The 14245-nt window shown below is 40.5% G+C and carries 9 protein-coding genes and 1 tRNA gene; 5 read left to right on the forward strand and 5 right to left on the reverse strand.

Translation table 11 applies throughout. The features are described 5' to 3' along the window. Positions 1–99: 99 nt before the first annotated feature. Entirely contained in the window at positions 100–2160 is a 2061-nt protein-coding gene (locus tag ACT29H_RS15370) for a putative porin (RefSeq protein WP_444822539.1), read from the reverse strand. 91 nt (positions 2161–2251) lie between these two features. Here ACT29H_RS15370 and ACT29H_RS15375 point away from each other — a divergent pair, with 91 nt between their 5' ends. The 5 genes from ACT29H_RS15375 to ACT29H_RS15395 all read left to right on the forward strand — a co-directional run bounded on the left by ACT29H_RS15375 (position 2252) and on the right by ACT29H_RS15395 (position 8383). Further along, positions 2252–5116: a bifunctional fucokinase/fucose-1-phosphate guanylyltransferase gene (locus tag ACT29H_RS15375; protein WP_444822540.1), complete on the forward strand. Its 2865-nt coding sequence runs from the start codon at positions 2252–2254 to the stop codon at positions 5114–5116. Positions 5117–5231: 115 nt separating this feature from the next. After that, positions 5232–5600 (forward strand): dihydroneopterin aldolase, encoded by a 369-nt coding sequence (folB, locus tag ACT29H_RS15380; RefSeq protein WP_444822541.1) that lies wholly within the window; start codon positions 5232–5234, stop codon positions 5598–5600. Between the two features lie 419 nt (positions 5601–6019). Next, positions 6020–6090: transfer RNA gene (locus ACT29H_RS15385), tRNA-Cys, on the forward strand. Positions 6091–6155: 65 nt separating this feature from the next. Beyond that, complete coding sequence (locus ACT29H_RS15390) at positions 6156–6482, forward strand: DMT family transporter (protein ID WP_444822542.1); 327 nt, start codon at positions 6156–6158, stop codon at positions 6480–6482. Between the two features lie 185 nt (positions 6483–6667). Continuing rightward, entirely contained in the window at positions 6668–8383 is a 1716-nt protein-coding gene (locus ACT29H_RS15395; protein WP_444822543.1) for a glutamine--tRNA ligase/YqeY domain fusion protein, read from the forward strand. 91 nt (positions 8384–8474) lie between these two features. Here the strand turns inward: ACT29H_RS15395 and ACT29H_RS15400 are convergent, their stop codons facing one another. The 4 genes from ACT29H_RS15400 to ACT29H_RS15415 all read right to left on the reverse strand — a co-directional run bounded on the left by ACT29H_RS15400 (position 8475) and on the right by ACT29H_RS15415 (position 14237). After that, positions 8475–9251 carry a lipopolysaccharide kinase InaA family protein gene (locus tag ACT29H_RS15400; RefSeq protein ID WP_444822544.1) on the reverse strand — a complete coding sequence of 259 codons (777 nt, stop codon included), beginning with the start codon at positions 9249–9251 and terminating at the stop codon, positions 8475–8477. 483 nt (positions 9252–9734) lie between these two features. Next, entirely contained in the window at positions 9735–10793 is a 1059-nt protein-coding gene (locus ACT29H_RS15405) for a VOC family protein (protein ID WP_444822545.1), read from the reverse strand. A gap of 11 nt (positions 10794–10804) precedes the next feature. Continuing rightward, positions 10805–11599, reverse strand: a complete 795-nt coding sequence (locus ACT29H_RS15410) for an SDR family oxidoreductase (protein WP_444822546.1) — start codon at positions 11597–11599, stop codon at positions 10805–10807. 184 nt (positions 11600–11783) lie between these two features. Further along, the gene (locus ACT29H_RS15415; protein ID WP_444822547.1) at positions 11784–14237 is read right to left on the reverse strand and encodes a DUF5686 family protein; all 2454 of its coding nucleotides are present in this window, start codon (positions 14235–14237) and stop codon (positions 11784–11786) included. Positions 14238–14245: the final 8 nt, after the last annotated feature.

A 14245-nucleotide genomic window follows, 5' to 3' on the forward strand; every position in this document is an offset into this window, starting at 1 on the left:
CCTCGTCAATTTTTGTGCCTAAATGTCAATTTGACACTTAGAAGGCCCCGTATTTATGGTAAAGATATCATTTTATTGATTGACAGGCAATATCAATATTTAATCATAGAAATTCCACGAAACCCCGAAACGGAGCCCTCCTGGGTTGATAGGATAGCCGATTGTATGAAAATAATCATTATTTGGCCATCCTTGATTAATGTGACTATACTTCACAAAAATATTGGCTCGTTTCAGGTGAAAATTGGCAAACGGGTCAATAAGAGGATAGTTTCCTACTTTACGGTCTCTTTGAATAAAAAATTGTCCGGTGGCCGGCATATAATCTGGAGCATAATAGGCGGTATGATAACGAAGGTCAAAACCTAGCTGAAAGAAGAGAACACCAAATAAAGTATTTTCATAATAATTGGAACTATAAACTGCAAAGTCAGGCAATGGAACCACCATATCATTGGTCGTGGACTGATAGGCGATTTCATTTCTGCTGTGAAAATTCCATAACTCAAAATGCTTTTTGATCTTTATCTCAACCAAATTTAAAACTTCGTTGGTCTGTTCTGGCATTGCCTCCTCGTTCCAAAAGATATAGTCATTTACCAGACGGACCTCCCCGGTTAACTGTAAACGACGGGTGGGAATATTTATTCCACCTCTTAATTTAACTGTTTTTTCCGGATCAAAATTATTTTCCCATTCAAAATGATTGGAGTAATAATGCTCGGTAAAAAAATCAGGGGAAGACAAGAAAATACCTCCTCGCGCAAATAAACCGGCCGTATCTTTACCTATCCGAAAGCGACTGTCAAAGCCACCGGTAATTTCACTATCACCTGCTTTATACCCCTGAAACCAAACTTTTAACCCTGCATCGTAAAAAAAGTTTTGCCCCTGATTCTTAAACAGCTGACCGCCAAATGCCGATGCTGTTAGATGTTCACTCTCCATCGAATAAATCACTTCATCACTCTCCTCCTCAATTTCGGAAGGTGCAGGCCATTTTAAATTTTCTGATTCATTAACTAAAAACACTCGCATCCCAAAATGCAAAAAGGGATTGGCCTCTTCATTAAATTGCAGTTGCAAAATATTTCTTATCGTAGTAAAATAGACAGAATCTCTGGTTTGTGCATCGTCAATCAATTTATTCTGATAGAATCCCTCACCACTCTCAGGATCTGCTCCCATATCTGATAAGTCATCAATATGATAGGTGCGTCTATACCGGTCTAATTCAAAGGTATGCCCCAATGTCGCCAGTGGTGCAGCATCTCTAACTGAATCTTTGCCAGCAACCATTACCTCTCCAATACTCAATTTCTGATTTACAAAGACTTTGTAATTATCAATACGGGATGTTGCATCCATAAAATTAACCGGAATATTTTCTGGCTGCCCATAATCATAAACACTTGGGTTAAAGATCGCATCATCATCTATTAATCCTCCGTTTTCAAACTGATCAGTTTTGCCATAAAAAAACGAACCGTGAATAGAATACTTCACGCCTGAATAAGATGAGAAAAACCGGAACAAACGATTTTCAACGGTCTGAGATTGGTACTTTCCCACTGATGATATCAACCGATAATTAAACCCAAGATTCCATCGTTTATTAACATTTTGTGTAAAAAGTACGCCTACATGTTCTTCACTTCTTCTTTTGGGGCCATTGTATTGATAATAGAGATTCGTATAAGGTGTCCTAGTATTGAAATAGACCCATTCTTCCGGTTTGGTGAGCCAATAATCAAGGTTGCGAGAAAAAAGAAATGTATGGTACACTGGAATACCTTCAACCAACATGGATTTGGCCGGTGCTCCCATGTTCCCCGTTGTTACATTAACTATCGACCGTTGATCGATAGGATTGTAAATCTGAAACCCTGTAGACAATGTATCGACAGCTATCGTATCGGAACGGCTGTAGTCATCCACCAAACGCCAGTTTTTCACCTCTCTCGGAATAAGAGGCTGTTGAGAACCACTCTCCGGATCTTGCGTCTGTTCAGCATTTCCATTTCCCACAGCTGAAGCACCAGTTTGAAAAGGACTCTGCCGTCCACTTTCAACACTCTGACCGTTCAATTGACGCAACTGCCCTGATACCAGACCTGGAATAACAATCAAAAAAATATTTATCAATGCAATTATTTTCATCCGCGCAAAGATATTGAAAAATAATATGTGCTATGCATCTAAAAAAACAACTTTATCTTTGTAAATCAAACTAGGCTAAATTTCTTTTGTTATGCAATTGTTGCTTTCGCTTCCTGAAAATCTTGTCTCTTCATTCAACTTTATCTATTCAGCCCCCGATCATGCTGTATTTGCATCGAGTGATCCTTCCGGTAAAAAAGTGGGATCAGGGGGAGGCACTGCCTGGCTTCTGTCACAACATTTTTCCCAACAAAATATTCCTGAATTTAGTCAATACCTTAAATCAAACAAAAAAATCATCATCCATGCAGGAGGACAAAGTCGAAGACTTCCAGCTTATGCGCCACTGGGTAAAATTATGACACCCATTCCTATTTTCAGATGGAGCCGTGGACAACAAATCAACCAAACATTATTAGATCTTCAACTACCGCTTTATGTGCGAATGATGGAATTATCCTCACCCGCTACCAACACACTGATTGCAAGTGGAGATATTTTATTACAATACAGCAAACTTCCTGCCGAACTTCCGAATGCAGATATTATTTGTCTTGGAATTTGGGTCGACCCACATTTGGCCGCACGGCACGGTGTTTTTTTCACACCTAAAAACAATCCCGCACAGCTCGACTTCATGCTTCAAAAACCTTCACATCAAGAGATTGAAAAACTCTCGACGTCTCATCTTTTTTTAATGGATGTTGGAATTTGGTTGTTAAGTGACAAGGCCATAAAAATACTAATGCAAAAATGCGAATGGGAAAAGAATAGATTTAAAAACGAAACCCCGTCCTTCTATGACCTTTATGGATCTTTCGGGACATGCCTAGGACAATCCCCCTCGGCTTACGATGATCTCATCAGCAAACTTTCCGTCGCCATTGTTCCGATTGAAAATGGCGAATTTTATCATTTTGGAACCAGCGAAGAACTCATTACTTCTACCGAAAAGATTCAAAATGTCGTAAAAGATAGGAGAAACATTTGGCACAACAGAGTAAAACCTCATCCTTCTCTCTTTGTTCAAAATGCGCAAACTCAAGTACAGTGGACTTCGGCCCACCACAATATCTGGATCGAAAACAGCAACATTCCTGAATCTTGGAAGTTAAGCCATCATCATGTCATTACCGGCATTCCAAAAAACAACTGGAAATTAGACCTCAAACCAGGTTTTTGCTTGGACATCATTCCGGTTAGTGAAGATCTTTTATGCTTTCGACCATATCATATTATGGATACATTCTCAGGAAATGCCGGAAGCAAAAACACAAAGTGGTTGGATACCCCGTTGAGTGAATGGCTTCAAAATCACCACTTAAATTTTGAAAAAGCAAACCTTGATCCTAATGAAGATATTCAAAACACCTGTTTATTCCCACTCATACATCGCGAAAAGCTAAGTGAAGGCCTTATAAATTGGATACTATCCGAAAAACCAGTATTCAATCCCAGTCTGGAAAATCAATGGCTTTCATCACCTCGTTTATCGGCCTCCGGCATCAGTCAAAAAGCAAATATTTCCAGACTAGTTCAGCAAAGAGAAGGCTTAAAAAAGGAGAATCTACTTGCACTTGCAAAAAATTATAAGCACAGCGTCTTTTACCAGGCTGATCTAGCCAACATCGCATTGGAATTTGCGAAACACCAACTCGAAGTTCCTAGCCTTTTGCCCGCAAATGAAGCGTCTGATTTCAGATTCCGAAATTTGATTCTTCGATCCGAGATAAACAGACATCTGGGTCGGGATGAAAAAAAAGATGAAGCAATGGCTTTCTCGCTCCTTCAGAATTCCATTATCAACACTGTTGAATGCAAAGAAATTCCCCATTTGAATGTGTATCCGGATCAAATCGTGTGGGGGCGTAGTCCTGCACGCCTTGATTTGGCGGGAGGTTGGAGCGACACCCCCCCCTACTGCATCCAGTCGGGAGGCAAAGTGCTCAACATGGCCGTTGACCTCAACGGGCAACCTCCCTTGCAAATATTCATTCGATTATCCCAAACACCTCAAATAATATTACGTTCTATCGACAACGGAGTCACCGAAACCATCACCACATTTCAGGACCTGAACTTTAAAGACTGTGTGGGATCTGCTTTTGCCATTCCTCGTGCAGCACTTTGTCTGGCAGGTTTCCACCCCGATTTTTCCGGGGTCAAATACGATTCTTTAGAAGAACAATTAAAAGATTTTGGAGGTGGCATAGATATTTCGTTTCTGGCGGCCATCCCCAAAGGTTCCGGACTGGGAACAAGTTCAATTCTAGCAGCCACAATTCTTGGTACATTAGCCGATTTCTGTGACCTTCACTGGGACCAACCTGCCATTGCCCACCGTACCCTCGTTTTGGAACAAATGCTCACGACTGGAGGCGGATGGCAAGACCAATATGGAGGTATTATGCCTGGAATAAAACTCTTGGATACCCCTCCCGGCACCCAACAACAAATTAGCATACGCTGGCTTCCCGATCTGCTTTTCACCAATACCCCCTATAGACAAAATTGGCTACTTTATTACACCGGAATAACCAGAGTTGCTAAAAACATATTACAGGAAATTGTCCGGGGAATGTTTCTCAACCAAGGTTCACGTCTTAGGATCATCGATGCCATTAAGGAACATGCTGCAGAAACTTACGATGCCATTCAACAATGCGATTATGAGAAAACGGCAAAAATGATACTTCGTTCCTGGGAATTAAACAAGGCCCTAGACCCAGGAACCACCAGTCCGGAAATTGACGCAATTATTTCGAAAATAAAGGATCTGGCCCTAGGATATAAATTACTTGGTGCAGGTGGCGGAGGCTACCTGCTTATTGCCGCCAAAGATGAAACAGCTGCAGCTCGCATCAGGGAATCTCTGTCTAAAGAGCCACCAAACTCAAAAGCTCGTTTTGTGGAAATGTCACTCAACAACAATGGCCTCGAAATTTCAAGATCATAATCAGTCACGGGTAAACCCCGGCCATAAATTTATATGAAGCAAAGGTCCAAATACAAATTCAATCCTGGCAACAGATGATTTGTTTGCCACTTTTCCTACCTTTGCCACAAAAAATATGGATACACAATTCCCAAATGGCATTATTGAACTGGAGGAAATGGAGTTTTATGCATACCACGGATGCTTCCGGGAAGAAAATGTTGTAGGAAATCGATTCATCGTCAATATTGCAATAAAAACCGATATGGAGTTACCCATGAATAGTGACAAAATTGATGATGCCATTAATTATGTAAAAGTTTACAATTTGGTCCGTATAGAAATGCAGCGAACCTCTAACCTGCTTGAACATGTCACCTCTCGCATTCTAAATGCTCTGTACCGAAATTTTCCTCAAATTCTATGGGCCAGGGTAAAAGTATCAAAAATGAATCCACCCATGGGAGGACAAATGGAAAAGGTGAGTGTTACACTTGAAAGGTAAGCTCTTCGCTGTTTACCTTTGAATCTTAAGGTCTATGGGCATTTAAGCCAATTTTCCTCAAACTAGAAACATCAGGAATCAGCCAATGAAAAATCTTATCGAAGGGGGTAAACAATCGATTTATTCTACCTAATCTCGATTCGGTCGTTTGCCTGCAGTCGACTCATTCGTTTGCCTGCAGTCGACTCATTCGCTTACCCAGAAACTATTTAATAACCAATCCTCGGCAATAGACACATTATTATTTAGACGGAATAGAACTGCCTCCCGGCATCATTTCCATTCCTGTAATAACCATTCACTAGCACCAAACTAATTGCAACCGATAGTAAAGAAATATTTTTCTTTTTTGGGAAAATAGAAATATATCTCTATTTTTGCCACCGCAAATTTTAACAGCTAAGCATTTCACTCAAATTGGTCGGTTGGCCGAGTGGCTAGGCAGCGGTCTGCAAAACCGCGTACGGCGGTTCGAATCCGCCACCGACCTCAAAACCTCACATGCTATGTGAGGTTTTTTTTATTATATTACAAACGCATTAACGGTCAACAAGAATGAATTGGCTATTATTGATAATTGCCGGATTTTTTGAAGTAGCCTTTGCCTTCTGCCTAGGCAAAGCAAAAGAATCAACGGGCACAGAAATGCTTTTATGGTATGCCGGATTTATCATTGCTTTATCCATAAGCATGGCCCTTCTGATCAAAGCGACCCAAACCATTCCTATCGGAACAGCCTATGCCGTATGGACAGGAATCGGTGCCGTTGGCACTGTGCTGGTGGGAATTTTGGTTTTCAAAGACCCCATTAACTTTCCCAGATTGTTTTTCCTGGCAACACTCATTGCATCCATTATCGGACTAAAAATGGTATCCCATTAAAAAAACAAAAATCCGAATCGCATTTCAACACACTGCTCCCACCACAACAAAATCATCTTACCTATTTTAATAACGACCTAAAAGCGCTATTTTTGTATTTTAGTTTAAAAAATTCCCGTGTTTTTACGATTAGGAATATCGGTTATTCCGATGTTTAATTAAACGAGGTTAAAGTTTTACCGCATATGAGCAAATCTGAAGAAGGAGCTACACCAGCCCCCAAAGGCAATTTTATTCATCAGGAAATAGAAAAAGACCTGCAAGAAGGAAAAAACGGAGGAGCAGTATTAACCAGATTTCCACCGGAGCCCAATGGCTACCTCCATATCGGGCATGCAAAATCCATTTGTCTAAATTTTGGCTTGGCTGAAAAATATAAGGGTGGGTGTAATCTGCGTTTTGATGACACCAACCCCACGAAGGAAGATGTGGAATATGTGGAGTCTATAAAAAAAGATGTTCAATGGTTAGGCTTTGAGTGGAACGGGGATGAACATTATGCATCCGACTATTTCGATCAACTTTTTGAGTGGGCGGTAATGCTCATAAAAAAAGGGAAAGCATATGTCGATGATCAGAGTGCCGAAGAAATAGCGGCCCAAAAAGGAACCCCTACACAACCAGGTATCGAAAGTAAATTCCGGAACAGAAGTGTCGAAGAAAACCTGGACCTCTTTATGCGCATGAAAAATGGAGAATTTAAAGAAGGTGAAAAGGTCTTACGAGCAAAAATTGATATGGCCTCTCCCAACATGCACATGCGCGACCCCATAATGTATCGCATTATTCATAAGAATCACCATCGTACCGGCGATAAATGGTGTATTTACCCAATGTACGATTTTACACACGGACAAAGTGACTTTATAGAAGGTATTACACATTCCATCTGCACGCTTGAATTTGAAGTACATAGACCTCTTTACGAATGGTTCCTTGACCAAATTCTGGAAGGCGCACCTAAGCCGGAGAGACGTCCCCGTCAGATTGAATTTGCTCGGCTCAATCTAAATTATACGGTCATGAGCAAACGTCGACTTCTGGAATTGGTTGAAAAAGGCATTGTAAATGGATGGGATGATCCAAGAATGCCAACCATTTCAGGACTGCGTAGAAGAGGGTACACCCCGGAATCCATCCGTACCTTTGCCGAACGAGTGGGAGTAGCAAAACGGGATAACATCATTGACGTAGCTTTACTGGAGCACTGTATTCGTGAAGACTTGAATAAGCGGGCCCCAAGAGTGAATGCCGTTCTTGATCCGGTTAAACTTGTTTTAACCAATTATCCCGATGAAAAAGTGGAATGGATGGAAGCTGTCAATAATCCCGAAGATGAGACCCAGGGATCGCGTAAAATTCCTTTCACCAAGGAACTGTACATTGAACGCAACGATTTCATGGAAGATCCGCCCAAAAAGTTTTTTCGACTCGGCCCGGGAAGGGAAGTGCGTTTAAAAAATGGTTATATCATAAAGTGTGAAGATTACAAGAAGAACGAACAGGGAGAAATTGAAGAAATCTACTGTACTTATGATCCGGAAACCAGGAGCGGTATGCCCCAAAGCAACAGAAAAGTAAAAGGAACTTTGCACTGGGTAAGTGCCTCGCACAGCATACCAGCCGAAGTACGACTATATGATCGCTTGTTTCTGGACGAAGACCCGGCAGGACATAAAGACAGAGACTTTAAAGAATTTCTCAATCCTGATTCATTAAAAGTCCTTTCTAATTGCAGGGTAGAACCATCACTTAAGACTGCTCAGGAACTTGATTTCTTTCAGTTTCAACGATTGGGCTATTTTTGTGTAGATCCTGATTCTACACCGGAACGCCTCGTCTTTAACCGAACAGTTTCGCTCAAAGACACTTGGGCAAAGATGAATAAACAAAAAAAATAATTTCTCAAAAACGAAAAAGAGCTGCCAAAAAACTTCAGGCAGCTCTTTTTTTAATCCCTATACATACCTATTTATTCAAGAAGGTTGATATCTATCCTTTATACTTTGGTTTTAACGAATGCAGTATCCGCTTAATCTGTTTCCGAAAAAAGGAATAAATTATCTGACTAATAATTAACAAAGAAGCAAACTTTGCCGGATCATTTTTCGATGCCAACGCATAGGCTTCAGCCATTATTGATAAAGGTACCGGTCGGTTCGTCAGCTTTTGCAAATTTCGAATTCCCTGACGTGGTGAAATCCGTTTTTTAAAAGTTATACGATTTAAATCGATCATTGAAAAAGTATAACAATTGTCATGATCCTTTATAACAAGGATATTCCCTGTACTTAGATCGCCATGCCAAATACCTGCCGGGTGTACCTTGGTAGCCATAAACCGGGAAAATTCGGTCAAAATTTCTTTGGCTTCATTATCTTCCCTTTTAATAACATCCGACATTAGAAAGTCGTAATTCTGCCAGAGAGATACATAATAGCTCTTTTCCAGAAGGCCCCATTTACCCTTTACCTCTACATATCCCAATGGCAATGGTGTATAAATTCCTTTCTTCAATAACAGCTTTGCGATATAATATGACCTCTCAGCCTTTGAAGCCCGGACCCAGGAATACATAAAACGATTGAACAGAGTGATTCTATTAAAAGATTTCACGCACACCACTTTGTCACCCAATGGAATAACCTTAATTTCGTTTCGATCCTGCTTTATGACATCTCCTTCTTTCCCAAAAATGGATGGTAGGTTTTCCAAAAAGTCTTTCAAATCAGTTGCTTCTGTATAGTATTTTATTCTTTGATCAACCATAATCCCGATTTTCTTTTGCTAACACATTTATTTACTAAGGATAAAAATAAAAGTCAGTAGTTATATTGTCTTATTAAAATGTGGTGAAATGGGAAATTGAAAGGCTCACATAACGAATTGGGCAGACGAGACAGATTCGACTGAAAAGCGAATCACCTTGGCACCGAGCTTGGGAAATGGAAACAAGAACATGTATAAGACTATTTCATTCAAATCCCATAAGGTCAATGATCTCAAACAACTTTTCTCAATGGTATATTCTTAGAAAAACCGGAACGGAAATGTGAAAGGCAATAGCTCCAATGACCGCTCCGGCAAAAAAGGAAATAGACTTCATACAAGAATTAATCATCAACAAAGTATATTCACCTCAGCTTTTTAAATGACTCAAATCCAAATATAATAATCAGTAGTCTATCCTACAGAAAGATTTTGGATGAAACATCTTTTAATTGATCTGAGTTGGTATTTTTATCGTTTAAATTAATCTTTGACCCGACTAAACCTAAGTGTTTTCACCATCCAATCGGGCAATGATTTATTTGGATCTCGTTTTTTTAGATTAATGTACCATCCCAACTTTTCAATTATGGGCAATTTGTGTGTTTCCACAAATTCAATAGGTGTGCCGTCGGGATCGGATATATAAGAAAAGTGTCCGGCTGCATTTCCCATATCAAAACTATTGGCACTATTAACTGTAAAAGAAAAACCTTTAGACTCGCATTCCTTTTGCAAGGCTTCCATCCCTGTAATATCAAAACAAATATGAATGAACCCTAATTCACCCCAAATTCGATTTTCAAAAATTTTTCTCGGCGCACGGTCTAAGGGTTGTACCAGTTCTATTGTAGAAGGGCCCAACAATTTACTGAATGGTCCCATACGCGGTTGGCTGTGACCAAGAAGAACCCGTCGAAATTTCTCTCCTCCACCGGGCAAAGATTGAAAATCATCAAACGTTCCGGTCTCATCAAATTTCACCTCATCGTACTGCAATATATCGGCGTATACTTCGCGAGCACGATCCACATCCGATACCCCGATAACAACACCAGTAACTCCTCCGGTAACCGATTGTTGTGCCATGAAATAGTTATCATGTTCTATAACTTCAAAGATATTGTGATAAGGATCGGCCAAATAATAATGCCATTGACCGGCTGGATTTTGTATCGGATCACTCAATAAATTTATGCCCATTGACTTGTGTCGCTCAAACGCAGTTGTCAAATCACGACACTTCATTTTTACAATAAAGATGCCGGTATCACCCAATCTAACATCGAAGTGAGGTGCAGAAGGCGCCATCTGAGTATGCTGCCATACCTCAAAGCCCCCCCCACCCTCCATATTCATGGCAAGGGCAGCATAGCGCTCACAATCCTGACCATTTGTATAGTGATGCATTAATCGGGCGGTGGCAGTATCTTCAAAAACCCCTATATCCATACCAAAAGCACGACGATACCAACGCCAAGCTTCTTTCGCATTTTTTAGACCAATACCGACTTGTTGTATTCCACAAATGTTTTTTTTCATATTACTGGGTTTTAGTTATTAATTTTTGTGACCAACCGGTGATAAAGTCCGGGTAAAAAACGGCGTATATAAACCATTAAAAGTTCCCTGTTCCCTACCAAAACTTCCTTTCTTTCATTTCGAACAGCTTTCACTATTTTTTTGGCGCATTGCCTAGGCGACATACCACCGGCCTGACCACTGTCCATCTTATTATAAGAAACGCCGTCTTGGGTTATGGCATTTAATGAGATATTTGTCTTTATACGGCCCGGTGAAACGATGGTAACCTTTATATTGTCCTCCTTCAATTCTGCACGAAGCGATTCAAAGAACCCCTGGATAGCATGTTTGGCCGCCGAATAGGCTGTCCGCCACGGAAAGCCGAATTTACCGGTAATACTACTAATGGCAACGATGTGTCCTGAACCTTGCTGTAACATATATGGCAAAACAAGCTTGGTGAGCGTTATCACTCCGAAAAAATTGACTTCCATTACTTTTCGATCAATTTCCACAGGGGTCTCTTTGGCAAGAGAACGTTGACTCTGACCGGCATTATTGAACAAAATATCAATTCCACCAATCCGATCCATAATTCTTGTCACCACCTCACTCATCTCTTCAGACTTGGATAGATCTAAATGCTCAACCAAACAAAAAGAAGTGTGTTTCAAACAGGCCTCTTTTACTTTTTCCAGTTTTTCCAGGTTGCGCGATAACAATACCAAATGAGCTCCTGCACGGGCAAGCTCAAGAGATAATGCCTCACCGATCCCTGATGAGGCACCCGTGATCCATATTTTTTTATCTTTCAGAGTTTGCATTCCAATAAAATTTATCTGATTTTTTGTTTCCCAAAGTATCGGAAGAACGCACCTGGCTTTGAGCATGCTCGTTTCATCCGTATATATTATAGTTAAGTTATTGGTTGGATGGAACTCCCATGACCATTAGTTTATACATGTTCTTGTTGGGACATTCTCACATTGTCATGCTCATTTCATTCGATTAAAAACTCATTTCCGCCCGAATACGAATCCCGTCCTTGTCGGTAAATCCCTCATTAAGATAATAATTTCCAAGAAGACGAACATATTCAATGCGCAATATTTTGAAGATATTGGTCAATCCCACACCGATCTCGGCATAAGGAACTTCCGAATCTGAAGTATTATAATAATTCGGAAGATCAAAAACACCTTTATAATCCTCTGTCATGGTTCCGTAATGCCCCTTAAAAGAAACGATCTCTCTTAATTTTAAACGTTTTATTAAAGGAACTCTGTTCAACAATACCCCACCTCCATTAAAATGAAAATGAGTGTTGGTATATAAATTATGAGCAAAAGAGGCATGATGCAATAAATTAAACCGATATTTGGCATAGCCCAACGACATGGACCCCACCGGCTGGTCCAGCAAATCGTAGGGGGCATCACCAAATAAAAATCCCGCATTCACCATGTAGTGCATAAATATTTGTCCCATATTGATTCGCCCTTTGACAGCCCCATTTATGTGTGAGTACAGTCCCATTTTATGGCCCTCTCGTCCGGGAAGTCTGATTTGTCCAACATCCCAACTCAAATTGATTACAGGGATGGGATCCACATAATAAATCCGATCGAAGTAAAATTTATCGAAATGTTGCCCCGATACAATTCTAAGGTTCAGCAACACCCCATAGTTTTCATAAGATTGATACTCATCACCTCCCCTGTAGAAACGCACCTCCGGGGTTGATTGGCTGTAAAGATAGTAGGGTGAAAATTCAAGCTGAAAATCATCATTCGCGTTGAATTCAACCCTAAAATCAATGCTTTGCTCTTCTTTCAAATAAGGATTTTTTTCGCGGGTGGTAATGGCTGCAATAAAATTCCCATTGCCCTTATTATTCGGATTATTCTTAATAAAACGATAAAATTTGTCGTGCGAAATCAATGAATAATCATTGGAATAATTAACCCGAAAAATATACTTATCAGTTTCTCCCGGCTGCCAAATAACATTCCCTCCATACTTAAGTTCCCGGCTTCGGGTCCCCATTCCTGCAAATCCTCCAATTGAAAAATGTTTCGACATTTGCTCACTGGTCCTCAACGGAAGGGTAAATCGATGACCTTCAATAGCATTGGAGCTGTAGATATCGAAGACTGGCCCAAGGTCTATTTTCCCGGCATTGACATATCCTGTTAATGCCAGACCCCCGATGGCATCCACCCCTTTAACAATCTTTTGTTGTTTCAACATCTCAACCCTATAATAATCATCTTCTCTGATACCACTTCCAACAAACTCGGGTTGCTTTCCCCAGTTTTCAGCTTTTACATAATCCAGCCGCTCCGAAATGGAATATTGCGTTAATTGATTAACAATCCAGTTGCCACCGGCCACATCCTCCACCCGTTCCGAACTATAAATGGAAACGGAATCGCTTTCCGGTCTCAATGCCAAATTAATTCTCACATCCTGCTCATCATAAAACCACCCCCTTTCCGGAAACTTCTGATATTTTACTCTCCCCCTAAAACCTTTCACAAAGTTCAAGTTGGCCTCTCGCGGAACATTGACCTCTATTTCTGTCAAGGCAAAGCTTCCATTTTCGATCTTAAAATTTCCGGCAAAAAGCTGATCATATCTATTTTTTGGCGCAAAGGAAAAATGAAAATATTTCGTTCCATCAACCATACTACTGTCGTTCAAATAGAGATTATAACGCGACAGGGCATTCTTTCCAATAGGCGATAGAAAGGATCGATCCAAAATATTAATTTGCTCATCGTAGAAATCCAAATCAACCACTACATTTCGCAACACATAAGTCTCTATGGCTTGGTTAATCCGTGGAAAAATTCCATCCTTTGCAGAATACAGAATGTGAGTACTATCGCCAGATACCTCTTTGGCGGTTTCCGACAAATAAACCGGGGAAAATCGAAGCTGTTGGTTGTCCGACTCAATCGTTACCTTTTTAAAATCATCAATCAGCCGGGAAACATTTGAAGCGGTATCTATTGCCACGTAAACGTTTGTAACCGATAAAGTCTTGTAGCTACCCATATTTATCAGTTGCCTACGATTATCAGATTTGTGTTCCTGTATTTTATGGAACAAAACCACCGCTCTTTCAATTTCGGGCTTCACAGTCACCTCCCCCAGCATCTCCACATTCGGTTTCAAGAATATTGTCAGTTGTTGTACGGAATTTCTGCGAATCCCCTCTTCTCCGGGATAATACCCCACAGATGAAAAAACCAAAGTATCTCCACCGGGAGACTCAAGAGTGAAACGTCCATCCAAATCGGTAGTAACACCTTGTAACGTACCCTTTACCAACACATTGACAAAAGGAACAGGTGCTCCACTCTCTGCATCTTTTACCACTCCCGACACGCGCTGTGATGCCCCGTCAAAAATGACCATCACCAACAACACAACCACTAATAATATTCTGTGAAACATAAACCCCT

This window comes from Thermophagus sp. OGC60D27 (genome assembly GCF_052400625.1).
Classification (GTDB): Bacteria; Bacteroidota; Bacteroidia; order Bacteroidales; family Marinilabiliaceae; genus Thermophagus.

Excerpts from the sequence above, each read along its gene's own strand:
- ACT29H_RS15370 (WP_444822539.1), bottom strand. The coding sequence starts at position 2,160 with ATGAAAATAATTGCATTGATAAATATTTTTTTGATTGTTATTCCAGGT.
- ACT29H_RS15375 (WP_444822540.1), top strand. The coding sequence starts at position 2,252 with ATGCAATTGTTGCTTTCGCTTCCTGAAAATCTTGTCTCTTCATTCAAC.
- folB (WP_444822541.1), top strand. The coding sequence starts at position 5,232 with ATGGATACACAATTCCCAAATGGCATTATTGAACTGGAGGAAATGGAG.
- ACT29H_RS15390 (WP_444822542.1), top strand. The coding sequence starts at position 6,156 with ATGAATTGGCTATTATTGATAATTGCCGGATTTTTTGAAGTAGCCTTT.
- ACT29H_RS15395 (WP_444822543.1), top strand. The coding sequence starts at position 6,668 with ATGAGCAAATCTGAAGAAGGAGCTACACCAGCCCCCAAAGGCAATTTT.
- ACT29H_RS15400 (WP_444822544.1), bottom strand. The coding sequence starts at position 9,251 with ATGGTTGATCAAAGAATAAAATACTATACAGAAGCAACTGATTTGAAA.
- ACT29H_RS15405 (WP_444822545.1), bottom strand. The coding sequence starts at position 10,793 with ATGAAAAAAAACATTTGTGGAATACAACAAGTCGGTATTGGTCTAAAA.
- ACT29H_RS15410 (WP_444822546.1), bottom strand. The coding sequence starts at position 11,599 with ATGCAAACTCTGAAAGATAAAAAAATATGGATCACGGGTGCCTCATCA.
- ACT29H_RS15415 (WP_444822547.1), bottom strand. The coding sequence starts at position 14,237 with ATGTTTCACAGAATATTATTAGTGGTTGTGTTGTTGGTGATGGTCATT.